General features: G+C 73.1%; 20 protein-coding genes and 1 pseudogene. 11 read left to right on the forward strand and 10 right to left on the reverse strand.

The genetic code is table 11. From position 1 onward, the window contains the following. Window positions 1-210: 210 nt before the first annotated feature. Complete coding sequence (locus ACFWJX_RS05480; protein ID WP_383237144.1) at window positions 211-1,230, reverse strand: SGNH/GDSL hydrolase family protein; 1,020 nt, start codon at window positions 1,228-1,230, stop codon at window positions 211-213. Between the two features lie 150 nt (window positions 1,231-1,380). On the opposite strand from ACFWJX_RS05480, the gene ACFWJX_RS05485 reads away from it, so the two are divergent. Beyond that, a complete protein-coding gene (locus ACFWJX_RS05485) occupies window positions 1,381-2,772 on the forward strand; it encodes a cystathionine beta-synthase (RefSeq protein ID WP_383237147.1) in 1,392 nt (463 codons plus the stop codon). A gap of 383 nt (window positions 2,773-3,155) precedes the next feature. Here ACFWJX_RS05485 and ACFWJX_RS05490 read toward each other — a convergent pair whose 3' ends face one another. Continuing rightward, window positions 3,156-4,001: a helix-turn-helix transcriptional regulator gene (locus tag ACFWJX_RS05490; protein WP_383237149.1), complete on the reverse strand. Its 846-nt coding sequence runs from the start codon at window positions 3,999-4,001 to the stop codon at window positions 3,156-3,158. Between the two features lie 146 nt (window positions 4,002-4,147). Between ACFWJX_RS05490 and ACFWJX_RS05495 the strand changes: the two genes are divergently transcribed. Continuing rightward, window positions 4,148-4,906, forward strand: a complete 759-nt coding sequence (locus ACFWJX_RS05495) for an SDR family oxidoreductase (RefSeq protein WP_383237152.1) — start codon at window positions 4,148-4,150, stop codon at window positions 4,904-4,906. 17 nt (window positions 4,907-4,923) lie between these two features. On the opposite strand, the gene ACFWJX_RS05500 is transcribed toward ACFWJX_RS05495, so the two are convergent. Then, window positions 4,924-5,349 carry a hypothetical protein gene (locus ACFWJX_RS05500; RefSeq protein WP_383237395.1) on the reverse strand — a complete coding sequence of 142 codons (426 nt, stop codon included), beginning with the start codon at window positions 5,347-5,349 and terminating at the stop codon, window positions 4,924-4,926. A gap of 136 nt (window positions 5,350-5,485) precedes the next feature. Here ACFWJX_RS05500 and ACFWJX_RS05505 point away from each other — a divergent pair. From ACFWJX_RS05505 to ACFWJX_RS05515, 3 genes and pseudogenes are all read left to right on the forward strand, one after another. Beyond that, window positions 5,486-5,752 (forward strand): annotated as a pseudogene (locus tag ACFWJX_RS05505) (histidine ammonia-lyase); the annotation flags it as partial. After that, window positions 5,749-6,654: a MurR/RpiR family transcriptional regulator gene (locus ACFWJX_RS05510; RefSeq protein ID WP_383237155.1), complete on the forward strand. Its 906-nt coding sequence runs from the start codon at window positions 5,749-5,751 to the stop codon at window positions 6,652-6,654. The pseudogene ACFWJX_RS05505 and the gene ACFWJX_RS05510, both read left to right, overlap by 4 nt. 111 nt (window positions 6,655-6,765) lie before the next feature. Beyond that, the gene (locus ACFWJX_RS05515) at window positions 6,766-7,350 is read left to right on the forward strand and encodes a hypothetical protein (protein WP_383237157.1); all 585 of its coding nucleotides are present in this window, start codon (window positions 6,766-6,768) and stop codon (window positions 7,348-7,350) included. Window positions 7,351-7,412: 62 nt separating this feature from the next. On the opposite strand, the gene ACFWJX_RS05520 is transcribed toward ACFWJX_RS05515, so the two are convergent. Genes ACFWJX_RS05520 through ACFWJX_RS05535 form a run of 4 tightly spaced genes read right to left on the reverse strand, consistent with a single transcriptional unit; the run spans window position 7,413 to window position 9,591 of the window. Further along, window positions 7,413-7,787, reverse strand: a complete 375-nt coding sequence (locus tag ACFWJX_RS05520; protein ID WP_356568617.1) for a hypothetical protein — start codon at window positions 7,785-7,787, stop codon at window positions 7,413-7,415. 19 nt (window positions 7,788-7,806) lie between these two features. Then, window positions 7,807-8,346, reverse strand: a complete 540-nt coding sequence (locus tag ACFWJX_RS05525) for a roadblock/LC7 domain-containing protein (protein ID WP_383237161.1) — start codon at window positions 8,344-8,346, stop codon at window positions 7,807-7,809. 34 nt (window positions 8,347-8,380) lie between these two features. Continuing rightward, the gene (locus ACFWJX_RS05530) at window positions 8,381-9,202 is read right to left on the reverse strand and encodes a transcriptional regulator (protein ID WP_383237163.1); all 822 of its coding nucleotides are present in this window, start codon (window positions 9,200-9,202) and stop codon (window positions 8,381-8,383) included. Then, window positions 9,199-9,591, reverse strand: coding sequence for a hypothetical protein (locus ACFWJX_RS05535; protein ID WP_383237166.1), 393 nt, complete (start codon window positions 9,589-9,591; stop codon window positions 9,199-9,201). Before ACFWJX_RS05535 ends, ACFWJX_RS05530 begins: the two co-directional genes overlap by 4 nt. A 485-nt stretch (window positions 9,592-10,076) precedes the next feature. On the opposite strand from ACFWJX_RS05535, the gene hutU reads away from it, so the two are divergent. From hutU to hutI, 4 genes are all read left to right on the forward strand, one after another. Continuing rightward, a complete protein-coding gene (hutU, locus tag ACFWJX_RS05540) occupies window positions 10,077-11,741 on the forward strand; it encodes a urocanate hydratase (protein ID WP_383237169.1) in 1,665 nt (554 codons plus the stop codon). A gap of 176 nt (window positions 11,742-11,917) precedes the next feature. Next, complete coding sequence (locus ACFWJX_RS05545; RefSeq protein WP_383237398.1) at window positions 11,918-13,135, forward strand: allantoate amidohydrolase; 1,218 nt, start codon at window positions 11,918-11,920, stop codon at window positions 13,133-13,135. Further along, window positions 13,132-14,508, forward strand: a complete 1,377-nt coding sequence (locus ACFWJX_RS05550; RefSeq protein ID WP_383237172.1) for a formimidoylglutamate deiminase — start codon at window positions 13,132-13,134, stop codon at window positions 14,506-14,508. Before ACFWJX_RS05545 ends, ACFWJX_RS05550 begins: the two co-directional genes overlap by 4 nt. A gap of 35 nt (window positions 14,509-14,543) precedes the next feature. Beyond that, the gene (hutI, locus tag ACFWJX_RS05555) at window positions 14,544-15,716 is read left to right on the forward strand and encodes an imidazolonepropionase (protein ID WP_383237174.1); all 1,173 of its coding nucleotides are present in this window, start codon (window positions 14,544-14,546) and stop codon (window positions 15,714-15,716) included. On the opposite strand, the gene ACFWJX_RS05560 is transcribed toward hutI, so the two are convergent. From ACFWJX_RS05560 to ACFWJX_RS05570, 3 genes are all read right to left on the reverse strand, one after another. After that, on the reverse strand, window positions 15,656-16,636 hold the full coding sequence (locus ACFWJX_RS05560) for a DMT family transporter (RefSeq protein WP_383237177.1): 981 nt from the start codon (window positions 16,634-16,636) through the stop codon (window positions 15,656-15,658). The two genes, hutI and ACFWJX_RS05560, sit on opposite strands and share 61 nt — an antisense overlap. 120 nt (window positions 16,637-16,756) lie before the next feature. Beyond that, a complete protein-coding gene (locus ACFWJX_RS05565; RefSeq protein WP_383237180.1) occupies window positions 16,757-17,047 on the reverse strand; it encodes a hypothetical protein in 291 nt (96 codons plus the stop codon). After that, on the reverse strand, window positions 17,044-17,949 hold the full coding sequence (locus ACFWJX_RS05570; RefSeq protein ID WP_383237183.1) for an RNA polymerase sigma factor SigF: 906 nt from the start codon (window positions 17,947-17,949) through the stop codon (window positions 17,044-17,046). The genes ACFWJX_RS05565 and ACFWJX_RS05570 overlap by 4 nt, the downstream gene beginning before the upstream one ends. A 246-nt stretch (window positions 17,950-18,195) precedes the next feature. On the opposite strand from ACFWJX_RS05570, the gene ACFWJX_RS05575 reads away from it, so the two are divergent. Both ACFWJX_RS05575 and ACFWJX_RS05580 read left to right on the forward strand, forming a co-directional pair. Next, window positions 18,196-18,579, forward strand: coding sequence for an STAS domain-containing protein (locus ACFWJX_RS05575; RefSeq protein WP_383237186.1), 384 nt, complete (start codon window positions 18,196-18,198; stop codon window positions 18,577-18,579). Window positions 18,580-18,925: 346 nt separating this feature from the next. Beyond that, on the forward strand, window positions 18,926-19,408 hold the full coding sequence (locus ACFWJX_RS05580; protein ID WP_383237190.1) for an ATP-binding protein: 483 nt from the start codon (window positions 18,926-18,928) through the stop codon (window positions 19,406-19,408). Window positions 19,409-20,253 lie beyond the last annotated feature (845 nt).

The raw sequence follows: 20,253 nt of genomic DNA on the forward strand, positions 1-20,253 counted from the left end.
CGTATGGGCCAGGTCACGGGTGTGGTGGTGTGACCCTGGCCGCAGTTTTCTAAGCGCTTGCTTTTTTCGGCGCCGGCCGCACCCTCGCGTCCCGACCCGGGGGCTGCCGCCCCCGGCCCCCCGCGTCCTCGAACTCCCCCAGCGATACCCCCGGACGGGCCGGGTGTGGGCACAGGCCGGGGAGCCTCGGGGCGGAGTCCCCGGGGACGGTCACTGCGGGACCCGTTCCGGCTCCGGGACGCGGCGGCGGCGGCGCCGCTTGAGGAGGGCCCAGGGACCCCTCGGGCCCGTCGGCATCGCCGCCGTGACCTCCGTGCCTGCCTCCGACGCCGCCTCCGCCGCAGCTCGGGCCACCGGGAGGAAGCCCTCGCGGCGGGAGACGTCCGGGCGTTCCTCCTCCGCCGGCCACAGGCCCAGCGCCGCGCACACCGTCGGCAGGACCGCCATCGCCGCCGTGGCGTAGCCCTCCGCCGAGGGGTGGTAGTGGTCGGGGCCGAACAGCTCGCGCGGGTTCGCCTCGAACTCGGGGCCCAGCAGGTCGCCCAGCGACACCGTGCGGCCGCCCTGCTCGACGACGCCGATCGTCTGGGCGGCCGCCAGCTGGCGGGAGGCCCGTCTGGCGAGCCACCGCAGGGGCTGTCCGACGGGCTCGATCGTGCCGAGGTCGGGACAGGTGCCGACGACCACTTCCGCGCCGGCCGTACGCAGTCGCCGTACCGCCGCCGAAAGGTGACGTACCGAGCGCGTCGGGGGCATGCGGTGGGTGACGTCGTTCGCGCCGATCATGATCACGCAGACGTCGGGTACCGGGGCGGTGCCGCCCACGACGAGCGCGACCTGCCGGTCGAGGTCGTCGGAGCGGGCGCCGGGCAGTGCCACGTTCCGCAGCTCCACCGGCCGCTCGGCGACCGCCGCGAGTCCCGAGGCCAGCAGCGCGCCGGGGGTCTGCCCGGCCCGGTGCACGCCCTGGCCCGCCGCCGTGGAGTCGCCCAGCAGCGTCAGGTACAGGGGCTCCGCTCCGGGACCGGGGGTGTCGTAGACGCGGCCGTAGAGGCCGTCGGCCTGGGGGACGTGCGGGTGTGTGCCGTTGCCGACCTGGCGCCGGGCCAGCCGCATCTCCGTCAGTACCAGCCCGACGGCCGCCGCACCGGCCAGACCGATGCCGCCGCCGCCGTAGGCCGCCCCGGCCGCGATGCGCCGGGCCACTCGTGCCCTGGACATGCTCGTCATGCCTCGCCGCCACCTCCTCGTGTCCGTACAACCACTCCTTGCCCCGTACGGACGGTCGGCCAATCTCAACGGGCGGTGAACGTCCCGGCCGGGGTCGTAGGCTGGCGTGACCACTACGACCACTGTTTTTGCAAGCAACCGGAGACAACGGTGCAATTCCACGACTCGATGATCAGCCTCGTCGGCAACACCCCGCTGGTGAAGCTCAACAGCGTGACCAAGGGCATCCAGGCGACCGTCCTGGCCAAGGTGGAGTACTTCAACCCGGGCGGTTCCGTGAAGGACCGCATCGCCCTGCGCATGATCGAGGCGGCGGAGGAGAGCGGCGCGCTCCGGCCCGGCGGCACGATCGTCGAGCCGACCAGCGGAAACACCGGTGTCGGGCTGGCCATCGTGGCGCAGCAGAAGGGGTACAAGTGCATCTTCGTGTGCCCCGACAAGGTGAGCACCGACAAGATCAACGTGCTGCGGGCGTACGGCGCCGAGGTCGTCGTCTGCCCGACCGCCGTGGACCCCGAGCACCCGGACTCCTACTACAACGTCTCCGACCGGCTGGTCCGTGAGACGCCCGGCGCGTGGAAGCCCGACCAGTACTCCAACCCTCACAACCCGCTCTCGCACTATCACTCCACCGGCCCCGAGCTGTGGGAGCAGACGGAGGGGCGGATCACCCACTTCGTCACGGGTGTGGGCACGGGCGGCACCATCTCCGGGACCGGCCGCTACCTGAAGGACGCCAGCGAGGGCCGTGTGCGGGTCGTCGGCGCCGACCCCGAGGGGTCCGTGTACTCGGGCGGCTCCGGGCGGCCGTACCTCGTCGAGGGTGTCGGTGAGGACTTCTGGCCGAGCGCCTACGACCGGACCGTCGCCGACGAGATCGTCGCCGTGTCCGACAAGGACTCCTTCCAGATGACCCGTCGGCTGGCGAAGGAAGAGGGGCTGCTCGTGGGTGGCTCCTGCGGCATGGCCGTCGTCGCCGCGCTGCGGGTCGCCGAGCGGCTCGGTCCGGACGACGTCGTCGTCGTGCTGCTGCCCGACAGCGGCCGCGGGTACCTCAGTAAAATTTTCAACGACGAGTGGATGGCCGACTACGGCTTCCTGGAGGACGAGGGCCCCAGCGCCCGCGTCGCCGACGTCCTCAGCGACAAGCAGCACGGCGCCATGCCGTCCCTCGTCCACATGCACCCCGAGGAGACCGTCGGCCAGGCCATCGAGGTCCTGCGCGAGTACGGCGTCTCGCAGATGCCCGTCGTCAAGCCCGGCGCCGGTCACCCGGACGTGATGGCCGCCGAGGTCGTCGGCTCCGTCGTCGAGCGCGAGCTGCTCGACGCCCTGTTCAGCAAGCGGGCCTCGCTGGAGGACCCGCTCGAGAAGCACATGTCCGCCCCGCTGCCGCAGGTCGGTTCCGGCGAGCCCGTCGGCGACCTGATGTCCGTGCTGGGCACGGCCGACGCGGCGATCGTGCTCGTCGAGGGCAAGCCGACCGGTGTCGTCAGCCGGCAGGACCTGCTGGCCTTCCTGGCCAAGGGCGGCGCGAAGTAGCTTCCGGCGTCCGGGGGCGGAACACCGGGGAAACCTGCGGTGAACCGCCCTCACCGGCGGCGAAGTTCCGTTTGCCTACCGAAAGTGTGGACTTCGCGGAAGTGGTACGAGCGCGTCACGTCCGCGCAGCACACGCTTAACACGCGTCCGGCATATTTACGGATGTCGGCAGGGCGGGAGCGGCTCCCCGCCCCACCGGCACCAAAACGGCGTCACGGACCTCCGGAGCGGCTCCCGGACCTCCACCGACGCCATGGACGCGGAAGCCTGGCCCGACCCGGCTCGCGTCCCTCGCGGGGACCGCCGTCGTCCCGCCCCCCGGTAACGGGGGTGCGGCGGTCCCCGCGACATATCCTTTGCCGGGCTCCCGGCCTTCGGTCACCTCAGGCGCGTTCCGCGGCCACGGCCGCCGACGCCCAACTCCCCAGCAGCGCCAGCCGCTCCGCCGTCTCCGAGCCCGGCTCCGGGGTGTAGACGAGCAGCGTCTGCTCCGGGTCGGCGCTGACCGCCAGCGTCTCGTACGGGAAGGTGAGCAGGCCGGCGACGGGGTGCTGGATCCGCTTCACGCCGTACGCGCACTCCGCGACCGGGTGGTCCGCCCACAGGCGGCGGAAGTCCTCGCTCCTGAGGGAGAGTTCGCCGACCAGCGAGGTGAGTCCGCGGTCGTCGGCGTGCCGGCCGGCCAGCACCCGCAGGTGGGCGACGCACTGCGCGGCGACCGCGTGCCACTCGGGATAGAAGCCGCTCGCGGCAGGGTCGAGGAAGACGTGCCGGGGGATGTTGCGCTCCTCGGGGGACGTCCGCTCGTAGTGGAACACCGCGTCGGCGAGCGCGTTCCACGCCAGGATGTCCATCCGGTGGTTCATGACGAACGCCGGGGTGCGGTCCATGCCGTCGAGCAGGGCCTGGACACCGGGGCGGACCCGGGGCGCGGGCGTGGCCGCGCGGCCACGCTGCCTGCGGGGTCGGGCCACCGCGCGCAGATGTGCGTGCTCGGTCTCGTCCAGGCGCAGCACGCGCGCGATGGCGTCCAGGACGGCGTCGCTGACGCTCGGACCCCGGCCCTGTTCGACGCGGATGTAGTAGTCGACGCTCACTCCGGCGAGCTGCGCCACCTCCTCGCGGCGCAGGCCAGGGACGCGGCGCCGTCCGTGCGAGGGCAGGCCGACCTCCTCGGGCCGGATGCGGGCACGGCGCGAGCGCAGAAAATCTCCGAGATCCCCGTCCATGCGTTCGATCCTAGGCGAGCGGGCCGATCCCAGCCTGGTTCTGCCAGACCCAGGAAAAGCGCATCCCTGGGTAGCCGCGGCGCGGGCGGCCAGTGTGGTGCCTGCCGCCGGGGAGACGCCCCGGCCGAGCTGCCGAGGAGCACCTCATGTCGTACGAGAACCTGGCCGGCCGTACCGCCGTCGTCACCGGTGCCGCCAGTGGCATCGGCGAGGCCGCCGCCGTCCTGCTCGCCGCGCACGGAGCCCGCGTCGCGCTGGTCGCCCGGCGCGGGGAGCGGCTGGACGCGCTCGCCAGGAAGATCCGCGCCGACGGGGGCGAGGCCCTCGCCGTGGTCGCCGACGTCACCGACCAGGCGTCGGTGGACGCGGCCGCCGCCCGCATCCGGGATGCCTACGGCCGGGTCGACCTGGTCGTCAACAACGCCGGCGTCATGCTGGCCCATCCCATCGCCGACGGCCGGGCCGACGAGTGGCAGCGGATGCTGGACACCAACGTCACCGGCGTCCTGCGGGTGATCCGCGCCTTCACCGCCGACCTGGTCGACACCGCCGCCGACGGCGGCACCGCCGACCTGGTCAACGTGTCGTCCGTCGCCGCGCACCTGGTGTTCCCCGACTACGCCGTGTACGGCGCCACCAAGGCCGCCGTCACCTACCTCTCGCAGGCCCTGCGCACCGAGTTGGGGCCGCGGGACGTCCGGGTCACCAACATCGAGCCGGGGCTCACCGAGACCGAACTGCTCACGCACGTCGACGCCGGCCTGGCCGGCATGGTGAAGGACATGTTCGAGTCCATCGGCGGCCTGTCCGCGCGGGAGCTGGCCGATGTCGTCGCCTACGCCACCAGCCGGCCCCGGCACGTCAACCTGCGCCAGATCATGGTGCTGCCGACCCGTCAGGCCTGAGCCGGGCCGGCCGGTGGTCAGTCCTCCCAGTCACCGTTCTGGGAGGACCCGCGCCGCCGGCCGAACAGGCCCGGGTTGAGCCGGGCCGCCTGCACGACGTTGATGCCGACGATGCCCACCCAGGTCACGATGAGGCCCGGCAGGTGCGCCACGCCCGCGCCGATCGCGGACAGCGGGACCGCCAGCACCAGCGAGACGATCCCGAAGCCGAAGCGCTCGCCCCAGGAGTCGGTGGCCCCGGACGAGCGGCCCCCGCGGGCCGACACCATCTGCTGCTCGGCGTACTGCCGGCGCACCCGGCGCTCGACCGCGCCGTCGATGCGCTGGTCGACCTTCTCCAGGAACGAGTCCACCAGCGCGGACTCGTACTCCTCGCCCAGTTCCCTGCGGGCCTGCAGAGTGGCGTCGAGTTCCTTCTTCAGCTCGGTGTCCCGCGCGTCCATGGTGGTCTCCCGTCCCGTCATGGAGTCCACGGTAGGCAGCGGACAGGGTGCGGGCACTGGGGTTAGCCCCCCTGTTGATACGGGGGTCGGCCGCTTGCCCGGCTGCATATCCTCATGCAGAGTTCTTGGTATGTGAATGACTGCCCGGCAGACAGCGCGGGTCTGCGGCGCGTACCGTCTCGTCGTCGGCTGCGAACTCGTCGCCGCCGTACGGGCGCTGCACCAGCGCGACCTCAGGCCCGAGCCGGGGCTCGGGGTGGGGCTCGCGGTGGGCCGGGAGCCGCAGCCGGCCGAGTCGCTGCCCGACGAGGACCGGGCCGACCGGCCGCTCACGGACGACGTGACGGCGGCGGCCCGGCTGCTGGACCGGTTCACGGACATCTGGAGGGGGAGCGAGGCATGAGCGCGGACAGGGACGCGGGCGCGGGCGAGGGTGTGGAGGCGGGCGCGGGGCCCGGAACCGGAGGGCCTGCCGACAGTCCCGCCAACCGGCTCCAGGCACTCTTCGAGGGCCATCGGCTGACGCCCACCCAGCGGCGCATCGCGCACAGCATGGTGCGCCGCGCCGCCGACGTGCCGTTCCTGTCCAGCGTCGAGCTGGCCGAACTGGCCGGGGTCAGCCAGCCCTCCGTCACCCGTTTCGCGGTCGCCCTCGGCTTCGACGGCTACCCGGCCCTGCGCCGGCACCTGCGCGAGGTCGCGCCCGCCGAACAGAGCGCGGACTCGGCGTCGTACAACGAGTACCAGCAGGCCGTCGAGGCCGAGATCGAGAACCTCCGGCACCTCGCCGAGGTGCTGGCCGACCCGCGGCCGGTGCGGAGGGCGGGACGGCTGCTCGCGGCCTCCCGGCCGCTGCCGGTGCTGGGGCTGCGGGCCGCCGCCTCCCAGGCGTACGGCTTCGCCTACTTCGCCGCCAAGGTCCACCCGGACGTCCGGCTGCTGCACGAGGGCGGCACGATGATCCACGACCGGATCGACGCGGCCGTACGCGCGGGCGCCTCCACGCTGCTGTGCTTCGCGCTGCCCCGCCATCCGCGTGAGGTCGTCGACACCCTCGCCTACGCCAAGGAGGCCGGGCTGACCGTCGTCACGGTCGCCGACTCCGCGTTCGCGCCGGTCGCCAAGGTCTCCGACCTGCTGCTGCCGGCCGCCGTCGGCACCGGCCTCGCCTTCGACACCGCGTGCGCGCCGATGCTGCTCGGCCGGGTGTTGCTGGAGGCCATGTGCGACGACCTGCCCGACGCGCAGGCCCGGCTGGAGGAGTTCGACGCGAAGGCGGCGGTGCGGGGGCTGTTCGTGGAGTGAGCGCACGTTTTCAGGGCTTCTCGTGCCGTTCTCATTGTCGTTTCACGTTCGCTCGCTAATCTGCTCGATCGGAAAAGGATGCGAGTCATCCAGGCGACGAGGAGGCGGAACGTGGCACGCGGAGGTCAGGGACTGGCTCGGGTGGCCGTCGTCGTACGGGCCGGGGCCGCGCCGTTGTGGTGGTGCGGAGTGGTCGCGGCCGGTGTCGGCGTACTGCCGTCCGGGATCACGGGACGGCGGATCGGGGTGATGGCGGGGGCCGCGCTGTTCATCGTGGCGGCGGCCGTGGTGGCACTCGTGCGGCGCAAGCGGTACACCGCGCTCGCCCGTGCCGCCGTCCGCGCGAGCAAGCACGATGTGCTCCAGGACCGCGGAGTGGCAGTGCGCAACTGGCGCCGCGGTCATCGCTGGTGGCTGCTGCTCGCCTTCGCCGCCGCGCTGGGCAGCGCGTTCGCGGTGCCCGCCGCGGCCGGTCTGCTGCTCGCCGGGTGCGGTACGGGGCTGCGGCTGAAGGCAGCCTGGCTCGGGCGGCTGGAACGGGCCGAGGACGCGCTGCTGTGGGTGCGCGTCGACTGGCTCGCCGGGAACGGGGGCCACCCGGCCGGCAAGGCGGTCAAGTCGTACCGCAGCACGGGCATCGCGGCGGGCGACGCGGCTCCGGGTGGAGCGCGCCGCCGCACCGCGGCACTCGTGTAGCCGGCGGCCGGTGGGGGGCGGGGCGGGCCTGGCGGGAAGGGGGGACAGGGGGGCCTGGTGGGTCAGACCTCCAGGTCCTCCTCGATCCGCTTCAACTGGTGGCGGGCCATCGCCAGGTTGGCCCGCTTGGCGTCCAGGACCAGGTAGAGGAAGAGACCGTTGCCGCCGCGCCCGCTGATCAGGCGGATCAGGTGGTACTGGTCGGACAGCGTGATCAGGATGTCCTCGATCTGGGCCTTCAGCCCGAGGTGCTCCATGGTGCGCATCTTGGAGCGCACCACGTCGGTGTTGCCCGCGGCGGCGACGTTCAGGTCGAACGTCTTGCCGCCGCCGAGCGTGCCCAGCGCCATGCCGCTGGTGTAGTCGACGAGCGCGACGCCGGTGGCGCCCTCGATGGAGGCGAGAGCTTCTTTGAGCGCAGTTTCGGTGTTGGCCATGACTGGTCCTCGGTTCCCTTCAACTTTCGGTGGTGGTACGGGGTTCGGTAGCGGTACGGGGCTCGGTGGTCGTGGGGCGCGGGGTGCGCGCGCTCCTGGTCCGGGCGGCGGCAGTCCTGGTGGGGGCAGTCCTGGCGGGGGCCGGGGCCGGGGCTGGGACCGGGGTCGAGGCGGGGGTACGCGCCCGCTCGGCCGCGTCGACGAGTTCACCGACGCGGGTGCCGCACCGGCGGCTCTCCAGGTGCAGCCGGCCGACGTTGACGCGGTCCTGCGCGAGCACCGTCAGCACGGCGCTCTCCCCGGCCGCGTACGTCGCGACGTAGCCGTGGACGCCGCGCACGAGCAGCTCGCGGAAGGGGCCCTGACCGGTGGTGTCCGCCAGCCGCACGGCGACGGCCAGCGAGGTCGCGGTGAGCGCGGCCACCCCCTCCGCCTCCACGCCGGGTGTGTCGTGGGCCAGGACGAGGCCGTCCACGCCGGCCACGAGCGCCCCGGACAGCTGGGGCACCCGCGCCCGCAGCCGCCGCAGCTCGGCGAGTATCTCGGGTTCCGCTGCCATCAGCTCGCTCCTCTCGGCGCGCGGTCGCTGCCGTTCAAAGGGCCTCCAGCGCATCCCTGAGCCTCTTCAGCAGGGTGATGTCGGGGTCGTTGACCTGGGGCAGGGCGAGTGCGGGCGGCGGCTGGGCGACCGGCGGGAACTGGGCGGTCACCAGCCCCGCCGCCGCCAGCCGTCGGACGTCCACCAGCGTGGGGAACGCCGGCCGGCCCAGTTCGCGGGCGATGTCCGACGCCGTGCGCACACCGTCCACCAGCGCCAGCACCGCGCGCTGCCGGGGCGGCGGCAGCGGGGCGGCGGCCGGGTCGGCCCGTAGCAGCGGCGCGCTGTCCGGCAGCGGATCCGGCCACAGCCGGTCCAGCAGCTCGCGGCGGCGCAGTGTCTCCCGCTCCACCGCGTCGACCGGCACCGGCCGCAGCGCGCCGAACCAGTGACCGGCGCCGTACCGGAAGCGGCCCGGAGCACTGCTCGGCGCCAGCGCGAAGTACGCGGCGTCGTACAGCGCCCCCAGATGGCACACCTCCAGCGCGCCCCGCCCGATGCGGCCGGCGTCGAGCAGCAGCCGGGCGGCGCCGCGCTCCTCGCCGGCCCGCTCCACCGCCTCCCACCAGACGCCGGGCTCCAGCGTGCCGTGGGTCAGGAGGAGCACGTCGAGGCCCGGGGCGAAGGGGCTCTCGGCGTGCACCACCCGGCCCTCGGCCAGGTAGAGCGCCCCGCGCTCGCGCTCCAGGACGCCGGTGGCCCGCTCGGCGGCGAGCCGGGTCAGCATCGGCGAGACCGCGCCGCCCCCGCGCTCCCGGCCCGCCGTCCGGTCCCGCACGGGCAGGCGGGGCGGCGGGGTCGTGCCCACGACGGTCATCCCAGCACCAGCCGTCCGGCCATCTCGCCCAGCCGGATCCGGGCCAGCGCGAGATTGCCGTCCGACCGGGCCAGCCACACGTGCAGGAACACGCTGCTGTCGAAGGACGTGGGCACGAACCGCAGCACGTGGTAGCTGTCCCGGTTGCTGATGATCAGATCCTCGACCGGGGGATCGGCGTCCTCTCCGCCGTCCTCGGGAGTGAACGCCCGCTGCTCCGCCGTCAGCCGCGCGACCTCCGCGGCCTCGGCGGCCGCGGCCTCCTGGTCACCGCCCGGGAACTCCCCGACCGCGCCGAGGGCCAGCCCGCTGGCCCAGTCGACCAGCGCCGCTCCCCGGGCTCCGGGCAGCCGCATGGCCTCCAGTAGACACTCGTCGATTCCGGGCACCGTTGGCTCCCCTCCTGCCTGCGGTTCGGCTGAGTGAGGAAGAAGCTACGCAACGTGTGCGCGATGGGTGAGTCTTCTGGCATTTTCCAGCGGAACATGCGCGGCGGTGGCTAGGGTGGGTCAACTGACCTCTTTTTGCGGCCAGTTCAGCCCAGTCCAACACCGTGTCGCCGGGCGTGCGTCAAGGGCGCGCGAGGTGTGGAGGGGTGGTGCGGGGCTGTTTCGCGCGCCCCTGCGGTCTCGCCGCGTGTGGCCGCCCCCCGTGGCCGGGCTTCCCGACGGTGGGTGCCCCCGGCATTCACTCACCCTGAGGTGCTCCCTCATCGTGAGGTGCTCCCTCCGCCCCTCTGTCCCTCCGTCCCCTCGGCCCCAGCTCGGCCCCGTCTCGTCCCCTCGACGTATTGACTAGTCCTATTCAGCGGTTCAGGATGTGAATAACCACTGCAACAATCCGTCGGGATCGCCCACCCTCCAGGAGGCAGACCATGTCAGGACCCCGCCCCGTCCGAGCACCGCGCGGTACGGAACTGAGTGCCCTGGGATGGCAGCAGGAAGCCGCCCTGCGGATGCTGCAGAACAACCTCGACCCCGAGGTCGCCGAGCACCCCGACAAGCTCGTCGTCTACGGCGGCACCGGCAAGGCGGCCCGTGACTGGCACTCCTTCGACGCGATGGTGCGCACCCTGCGGACGCTCAAGCAGGACGAGACGATGCTCGTCCAGTCCGGGCGCCCGGTCGGTGTCATGCAGACCCACGAATGGGCCCCGCGCGTCCTGATCGCCAACTCCAACCTCGTCGGCGACTGGGCCAACTGGGAGGAGTTCCGCCGCCTGGAGCAGCTCGGGCTGACCATGTACGGCCAGATGACCGCCGGTTCCTGGATCTACATCGGCACCCAGGGCATCCTCCAAGGCACCTACGAGACCTTCGCCGCCGTCGCCGCCAAGAAGTTCGGCGGCACCCTCGCCGGGACCATCACCCTGACGGCCGGCCTCGGCGGCATGGGCGGCGCCCAGCCCCTCGCGGTGACCATGAACGACGGCGTGGCGATCTGTATCGACTGCGACCCGCGCGCCATCGACCGCCGCATCGAGCACCGCTACCTGGACGTGAAGGCCGACAGCCTGGAGCACGCCCTCCAGCTGGCCGTCGAGGCCCGCGACCAGCGCAAGCCCCTCTCCATCGGCGTCCTCGGCAACGCCGCCGACCTGGTCCCGCAACTCCTCGCGATGGGTGCGCCCATCGACATCGTCACCGACCAGACCTCGGCCCACGACCCGCTGGCCTACCTGCCCACCGGGGTCGCCTTCGAGGACATGGCCGACGCCGCTGCGAAGGACCCGGCCGGCTTCACCACCCGGGCCCGCGAGTCCATGGCCCGGCACGTCGAGGCGATGGTCGGCTTCCTGGACGCCGGCGCCGAGGTCTTCGACTACGGCAACTCCATCCGCGGCGAGGCGCAACTGGCCGGATACGACAGGTCGTTCGCCTTCCCCGGCTTCGTCCCCGCCTACATCCGCCCGCTGTTCTGCGAGGGCAAGGGACCCTTCCGCTGGGCCGCCCTGTCCGGCGACCCCGCCGACATCGCCAGGACCGACAAGGCGATGCTCGACCTCTTCCCGGAGAACGAGTCCCTCGCCCGCTGGATCAAGCTGGCCGGTGAGCGCGTCCACTTCCAGGGCCTGCCCGCCCGCATCTGCTGGCTCGGCTACGGCGAACGCGACAGGGCCGGTGAGCGGTTCAACGACATGGTCGCGAGCGGCGAGCTGGCCGCACCGCTGGTCATCGGGCGGGACCACCTGGACTCCGGCTCCGTCGCCTCGCCCTACCGCGAGACGGAGGCCATGCTCGACGGCTCCGACGCGATCGCCGACTGGCCGCTGCTGAACGCCATGGTCAACGTGGCCTCGGGCGCCTCCTGGGTGTCGATCCACCACGGCGGCGGCGTCGGCATGGGCCGCTCCATCCACGCCGGCCAGGTGACGGTGGCCGACGGCACGAAGCTGGCCGGCGAGAAGATCCGGCGCGTGCTCACCAACGACCCCGGAATGGGCGTCATCCGGCACGTCGACGCCGGATACGACATCGCCGAGTCGGTCGCCGACGAGCGGGGCGTACGGGTGCCGCTGCGCGAGGGTGACGAGGCGTGACCCGTCCGGGAGCTGAAGCGGGCGGCAGCCGTCCGGCCGGGACCGGGACCGGGGCCGGCACCGTGGCCGGGACCGTGGCCGGGACCGGGACCGCTGTCTCGTCGCCGGGCGCGGGCGCGGGCGCGGGCGCGGATGCGGGTCCGGGAACCGGTCCGGTCGGCGTGTCCTTCCAGCAGATGTGGCACGACCTGCGCCCCGTCGGGCGGCACCCCGACTCCGGTGGCTACCGCCGTTACGCCTGGACGGCCGCCGACGCCGACTGCCGGGCCTGGTTCAAGGAGCAGGCCGAGGCACGCGGGCTGGCCTACGAGGCCGACCGCAACGGCAATCAGTGGGCCTGGCTCGGCGACCCCGCCGCCGGGGACGCCGTCGTCACCGGATCGCATCTCGACTCGGTGCCCGACGGCGGTGCCTTCGACGGGCCCCTCGGTGTCGTGTCGTCCTTCGCCGCGCTCGACGAACTGCGCCGCAGGGGAGTGCGGTTCGCCAGACCCCTCGCCCTCGTCAACTTCGGCGACGAGGAGGGCGCCCGCTTCGGGCTCGCCTGTGTCGGCTCCCGGCTCACCGCCGGGCACCTCACGGTCGAGCAGGCCCACCGGCTGACCGACGGCGACGGCATCACCCTGCCGCGGGCCATGGAGGCCGCCGGGTACGACCCCGACGCCATCGGCCCGGACCCGGAACGGCTCGGCCGGATCGGCGCCTTCGTCGAACTGCACGTCGAGCAGGGCCGCGCCCTCGACCTCAGCGGCGACCGGGTCGGCATCGCCAGCGCCATCTGGCCGCACGGCCGCTGGCGGTTCGACTTCCGGGGCGAGGCCAACCACGCCGGCACCACCCGGCTGGCGGACCGGCGCGACCCGATGCTGCCGTACGCAGAGACCGTGCTCGCCGCCCGCCGCGAGGCCCGACTCGCCGGTGCCGTCGCCACCTTCGGCAAGATCTCCGTCGAGCCGAACGGTGTCAACGCCATCCCCTCCCTGGTGCGCGGCTGGCTCGACTCCCGCGCCGCCGACCAGCAGTGCCTCGACCAGGTGGTCGGCGGCGTCGAGAAGGCGGCCCGCGAGTACGCGACGGCACACGGCATCGACCTGGACGTCGTCCGCGAGTCCTTCACGCCCGTCGTCGAGTTCGACCACGCCCTGCGCGACGAACTCGCCCGCCTCCTGGGCAAGGACACCGGGCTCAAGGACACCGGCCTCACGGTCCCCGTCCTCGGCACGGGCGCCGGACACGACGCCGGAATCCTCTCCGGGAGCATCCCGACCGCCATGCTGTTCGTGCGCAACCCCACGGGTGTCTCGCACTCCCCGGCCGAGTACGCGGCCGAGGACGACTGCGTGGCCGGGGTGCTCGCACTCGCCGACGTACTGGAAGGGCTGGCCTGCACGTGACCCCCACGCAGCGGACACGGACGTACTGGCTGGAGCACGCCTGGCTCGACACCCACGTCGAGCCGGGCGTCGCCCTCACGGTGTCGACCGGCGGCTCCGCCGCGGGCACGGACGGCCGGATCACCGCCGTCCGCACGGGCGTCGACGCCCCGCCGCCCGGCGCCGAGATCCTGCGCGGGCTGACCATCCCGGGCTTGGCGAACGCCCACAGCCACGCCTTCCACCGCGCCCTGCGCGGCACCGTCCAGGTCGGCTCCGGCACCTTCTGGACCTGGCGCGAGGTCATGTACTCGGTCGCCGACCGGCTGACCCCGGACACCTACCACCAGCTGGCCCGCGCGGTGTACGCCGAGATGGCCCTGGCCGGCATCACGGCCGTCGGCGAGTTCCACTACGTGCACCACGCGCCCGGCGGCACCCCCTACGCCGACCCCAACGCGATGGGCGAGGCCCTGATCGAGGCCGCCGCCGAAGCCGGCATCCGCATCACCCTCCTCGACACCGCCTACCTCTCCTCCGGCTTCGGACAGGCCCCCAACGCCCACCAGCTCCGCTTCTCCGACGGCGACGCGGACGCCTGGGCCGAACGCTGTTCACTTCTCAAGGAACGGGATCACGCACGGATCGGGGCCGCGATCCACTCCGTACGGGCCGTGCCCGCCGGGCAGTTGGCGACGGTGGCCCGCTGGGCCGAGGAGCGCGGGGCGCCGCTGCACGTCCACCTGTCCGAGCAGACCGCCGAGAACAACGCCTGCCGCGAGGCCCACGGCCGCACCCCGACCCAGCTCCTCGCCGAGCACGGTGTTCTCGGCGCGCGCACCACCGGCGTCCACAACACCCACCTCACCGACGAGGACATCGCCCTCCTCGGCCGCTCCCGCACCGGCACCTGCATGTGTCCGACGACGGAACGGGACCTCGCCGACGGCATCGGCCCGGCCGTCGCCCTGCAACAGGCCGGCTCCCCGCTCTCCCTCGGCTCCGACAGCCACGCCGTGATCGACCTGCTCGAAGAGGCCCGCGCGATGGAGCTGAACGAGCGGCTGCGCAGCCGCACCCGGGGGCACTGGACGGCCGCCGCCCTGCTGCGGGCCGCCTCCGCCGACGGTCACGCCGCCCTCGGCCGGGACGACGCGGGCACCCTGGAGACCGGCACGGCCGCCGACTTCACGACGATCGCGCTCGACTCGGTCAGGACAGCGGGCCCGCTGCCAGGACTGGGCGCCGAGACGGCAGTATTCGCGGCGACCGCGGCCGACGTACGGCATACGGTCGTCGCCGGGCGGCACGTCGTACGGGACGGGGCGCACACGCTCGTACCGGATGTGCCGCAGGCCCTCGCGCGGGCCGTCGAAGCCCTGCGCTCCTCCTGACACCACCCACCGACGCCCACGCCCACGAGGACACGATGAGCAGCACCGTCATCACCAACATCGCCACGCTGGTCACCAACGACCCCTCCCTGGGTGATGGTTCCGCCCTCGGCCTGATCCAGGACGCGGCCGTCGTCATCGACGGCGACCGCGTCGCGTGGACCGGTGAATCAAGCAAAGCACCCGCCACTGACAACCGGGTCGACGCCGGCGGCCGGGCGGTCCTCCCCGGCTTCGTCGACTCCCACTCCCACCTGGTCTTCGCGGGCGACCGGACAGCGGAGTTCAACGCCCGGATGTCAGGCCGTTCCTACACCGCGGGCGGCATCCGTACGACGGTCGCGGCGACCCGTGCGGCGAGCGACGACGACCTCGAACGCAACCTCACCCGCTACCTCGACGAGGCCCTGCGCCAGGGCACGACCACCTTCGAGACCAAGTCCGGCTACGGCCTGACGGTCGCCGACGAGGCCCGTGCCCTGCGCATCGCCGCCGCCCACACCGACGAGGTCACCTACCTCGGCGCCCACATCGTCGCCCCGGACCTCGCCGACGACCCGGCCGCCTACGTCGCCCTCGTCACCGGCGAGATGCTCGACGCCTGCGCCCCGCACGCCCGCTGGATCGACGTCTTCTGTGAGAAGGGCGCCTTCGACGGCGACCAGGCCCGCGCGATCCTCACCGCCGGCAAGGCCAGGGGGCTGCACCCCCGCATCCACGCCAACCAGCTCTCCTACGGCCCCGGCGTACAACTGGCCGTCGAACTGGACGCGGCCAGCGCGGACCACTGCACCCACCTCACCGACGCCGACGTGGACGCCCTCGCGAACAGCGCGACGGTCGCCACGCTCCTGCCCGGCGCGGAGTTCTCCACCCGGGCCGCATGGCCGGACGCCCGCCGCCTGCTGGACGCCGGCGTCACCGTGGCCCTGTCCACGGACTGCAACCCGGGCTCGTCCTTCACGTCGTCCGTGCCGTTCTGCATCGCCCTCGCCGTCCGCGACATGCGGATGACCCCGGACGAGGCCGTCTGGTCGGCCACGGCGGGCGGCGCCGCGGCCCTGCGCCGCACGGACGTGGGCCGCGTGGCCCCCGGCGCCTACGCCGACCTGACCCTCCTGGACGCCCCGAGCCACGTCCACCTGGCTTACCGGCCGGGCGTACCGCTCGTCTCCGAGGTGTGGCGACGGGGCGTACGGGTGGCCTGAGGGGGCTCATCCGCAGACACACGCCCCTTGTCCGCCACCGACCGCCCCCACGCCGTACCCACCAGTACCAGCACCGCGCCCACCAGCCCCAGCCACCCCGGCCGGTCCCCGGCGAGCGCGATGCCCACGGCCGCCGCCCACACCGGCTCGGTGCCCAGCAGCAGGCTGACCCGGGACGGCGACGTACGGCGGACGGCCCACATCTGTACGAAGAACGCGAACAGCGTGCAGAAAACGGAGAGGTAGACCAGCCAGGCCCAGTCCCCGGCGCCGAAGGCCGCCGCGGCGGCCCACGGTGACGCACCCGTCCCCGGCATCGTCACCAGCACGGTGAACACGGCGACCGCACCGCCCAGTTGGACGGTCGTCAGGGACAGCGCGTCCGCCCCGCGCACAGACTCCATCCGCGCCATGGCCAGTACGTGCACGGTACGGGCGACCGCCGCCCCCAGCATCAGCAGATCGCCCCCGGACGGAGCGGTGAACCCGGCCCCCTGCGTCAGCAGCGCCACGCCCGCCACCGACACGCCCGCCGCCGCCAGGAACGCCCCCGGCAGCCGCACCCCGCGCACCCGACTTTCCGCGAGCGGCGTGAACACCATGGTCAGGCTGATGATCAGGCCCGCGTTGGTCGCCGAGGTGTGCACCACCCCGTACGTCTCCAGCAGGAAGATCCCGGCCAGGATCAGCCCGAGCAGCCCCGCGCCCCGCCACTGCGCGCCGCTCAGCGCCCGCAGCCGCCGCCAACCGACGGCCACCAGCACCGGAAGCACCACGCCGAACCGCAGCACGAGCACGGCCAGCACGGTGTCCGCGGTGGTCACGCCCTTCGCGGCGAGGTAACTGGACCCCCACACGACGGCGACCAACAGCACGGGAAGATCGGCGAGTCGGCCGAGGCGGGAGACGGAAGCGGGCATCGGGGTGGGTCCTCACGGCAGTAGGCGGCCCCACTGCTGGTCAGAGGGCCGGCACAGCGTAAGGGAGGACGGCGGGCCGGGTCAGCGCCTTATCTCACGATGAGGACGGCCGTCTGTCCGTCACGCCGCCCCGGCCCGCCACCGCTGCCGGGCGCTCTCGTCCAGCGGCGCGAAGTACACCCCGCCGCCCGTGTCCGCCGTGACGGTCACCGGCGGGAGGGTCGGCGGGCCGGTGACGACCGCACCCGCCGAGCCCTGCAGAGGGGCCGCCGGCGGCACCGGCGACGGGTCCGCCGCCGGGCCCGGCGGCAAGGCCGCGGCCCGGCGCGGGGCGACCACCCCGCCACCCCGCGGGGCCCGCCCCGGGGTGGGGGCCTCCCCCGGCACCGCCGCCGGGGGAGGCGCGCTCACTCCTCCAGCGTCAGGCCCTTGCGCAGCCGCACCAGCGTGCGCGACAGCAGCCGCGAGACGTGCATCTGCGAGATGCCGAGTTCCTCGCCGATCTCCGACTGGGTCATCCCGGCGACGAAGCGCAGCGAGAGGATCTTCCGGTCACGGGGCGGGAGTTCGGCGATCATCGGCTTCAACGACTCGACGTACTCGATGCCTTCGAGTCCGTGGTCCTCGTAGCCGATGCGGTCGGCGAGGGCGCCCTCCGCGTCGTCCTCCTCCGGCTGGGCGTCCAGCGAGGAGGCGGTGTACGCGTTCGAGGCGGCCATGCCCTCGACGACCTCCTCGTTGGAGAGGCCGAGACGCTCCGCCAGCTCGGCCACGGTGGGGGCGCGGTCGAGCTGCTGCGCCAGTTCGTCGCCGGCCTTGGCCAGGTCGAGGCGCAGTTCCTGGAGCCGGCGCGGGACGCGCACGGACCAGGACGTGTCACGGAAGAAACGCTTGATCTCGCCCACGATGGTTGGCATCGCGAAGGTGGGGAACTCCACACCACGGCTGAGCTCGAAGCGGTCGATCGCCTTGATCAGGCCGATCGTGCCGACCTGGATGATGTCCTCCATGGGCTCGCTGCGGGAGCGAAAACGGGAGGCCGCGAACTTGACCAGCGCGAGGTTCAGTTCGACGAGTGTGTTGCGCACGTACGAGTACTCGTACGTGCCTTCCTCCAGCGACTCCAGTCGCTCGAAGAGGGTCTTGGACAGGGCCCGCGCGTCGACGGGTCCGACCTCGTCGTACGGGGGGATCTCCGGGAGTCCGGCGAGGGCGTCACGCGGATCGCCGCTCTGCGCGATGGGATTCAGTTGTTCCGGAGGGGGTGTCGACGTCGCCCTGTGGGTACGCGGAGCGTCGAGCCGGGATGACATGATGTCCTCCATCGTTCTCGGCATATGGCTGCCGAAGCCAGTGCGTGCACTACGGTGTGCGGCGCCTCCAAAGCCGGCCGTGTCGGGTGTGTCCCTCTAGCCCTACCCGCTTTACTCAGCCGATCGCAAGTGCGTTTTGTTGAGTTATGTCCGTTTGTGGGTGATTGTTCGGCTGTTGGAGTGCGTATCAAGGGCGTAGTGTTCGAGGGCGTCAGCTAGCACACACGACCTCGGGAGAGACACGGCATGGACCGCGGGACGGTCGGCAGCGCACAGTCTGGCCGGCTCATGGTGGAAGTGCGGGAAGAGGGCTCCAGCGCCGTCGTGACCCCGGCCGGTGAGCTGGATCACCACACGGCTGATCTGTTGCGCGAGCCGCTCGAGGAATGCCTCGCCAAGGGCTTCAGCCGACTCGTCGTGGACTGCTCACGGCTGGAGTTCTGCGACTCCACGGGACTCAACGTCCTGCTCGGCGCCCGCCTGAAGGCGGAGGCCGCGGGTGGCGGCGTGCACCTGGCGGGCATGCTGCCCGTCGTGGCCCGGGTGTTCGAGATCACCGGCGCGGACGCCGTCTTCACCGTGCACGACACGGTCGAGGCGGCCCTCGCGGACGGTGACGGCGACGGCTGACCCCGGGGCCCGCCCTGTCGGCCCCGTCTCGGGGGCCGGGCGCGACCGGTACTTCCGCGCGCCTCGGCCCACCAGGGGTGGACAAGGTGGTCACCTCTGGGCGAACGAGGGGTGTTCGGTCCGATCCGTCGGGCAGGAGACACGTGAACATGTCGGCGGCACAGCACGAGAAGAGGGCGGGATGCGCAGACCTACCGTGCGGCGGCCGCTGAACGTTTGTACTGGCTCCGGCACCGCCGAGGTGCCGCTCCGGCTGGAGATCCCCCATCGTGCGAACGATGAACCGAACCATGAACTGAATGTTGAATTGAACTCTGAACTGGTGAATCGGTGAGGTGAAGCGCTGATGAGCACCACCCGGCCTTACTCGCCGGGCGACCGCGGCCCGGAGCCCAGCGGCGCTTCCGGAGCGTCGGCGGGTCGTCAGGTCCGCAGACTGAGCTTCGACGGCGCGAGCGGTGTCGTACCCCTCGCCCGCGACTTCGCCCGTCAGGCGCTGTACGCCTGGGGCTGGCTGCCCGCCGCGGGCGCCGACCAGCGGGCCGCCGCCGAGGACGTGCTGCTCGTCGTCTCCGAACTGGTCACCAACGCCTGCCTGCACGCCGAGGGCCCGGACCGGCTCCAGCTCAGCTGCGACAACAAGGTGATCCGCGTCGAGGTCTCCGACCGCGGCACCGGCCAGCCGGCACCCCGCACCCCCCACCGCGCGGGCCGCCCCGGCGGCCACGGCATGTTCATCGTGCAACGCCTCTGCCTCGACTGGGGAGTCGTACGCACTCCCGACGTCGCGGGCAAAACGGTGTGGGCGGAACTGGGCGCCCCGGCCTGAGCCGACTCAGACGCGACGGGGGGACGGCGAGGGCGGAGGGCTGTCGCGTCGGCATGGCCTGGCTTCCGCCTGACGGTCCGCCCGCTGTGTCTCGACCGGCCGTCCCGACGCGAAGCCGTCCCGGCTTGAGCGGCCGTCCCGGCACCGATCCGTCCCCGGCCCGAGTGGGCGGTCTCCGCCTGACACGCCGCCGGGCGCGCGGTCCGACCCAGTCTCGACCGGCCGTCCCGGCACGAAACCGCCTCCGGCTTGAGCGGCCGTCCCGGCACGAAACCGCCTCCGGCTTGAGCGGCCGTCTCCACCTGGCCCGCTTCCGGCGTGGCCTGCTGCCGTCTTGGTGCGGCCCGAGTCCGGGTGTGACCGGCCGTTGCCGGCGCTGATCCGTCCGGCTTGGCGGGCCGTCCCGGCGTGAGTCTGTTCCGGCGCGGCAGGTCGCTGCGGTCCGCTTCCCGTGTGACCTGCCGCCTCGGCGAGGCCCGCGTCCTGGCCCGACTGACCGGCCGGCCGGCGTCCTGACCGGCTCCCGGCTCCCGGCTGACCGGCCCGCGTCCTGACCGGCTGACCGACCGGGCCCGTCCTTGCCCGACCGACCCGTCCTGTCCCGGCCCGCCCGTCCGGCCCTTGGCGCCGCCCCGTCCCGGCCCGACCGCCCGACCGCCCCGTCCCGGCCCGACCAACCCGTCCCGGCCCGTCCCGACCGACCGCCCGACCGCCCCGTCCCGGCCCGACCGCCCGACCGTCCCGGCCCGACCGCCCGACCGTCCCGTCCCGGCCCGACCAACCCGTCCCGGCCCGTCCCAACCCGTCCCGGCCCGTCCCGGCCCGTCCCGACCGACCGCCCGACC

It is taken from the genome of Streptomyces sp. NPDC058335 (assembly GCF_042723915.1).
GTDB lineage: Bacteria > Actinomycetota > Actinomycetes > Streptomycetales > Streptomycetaceae > Streptomyces.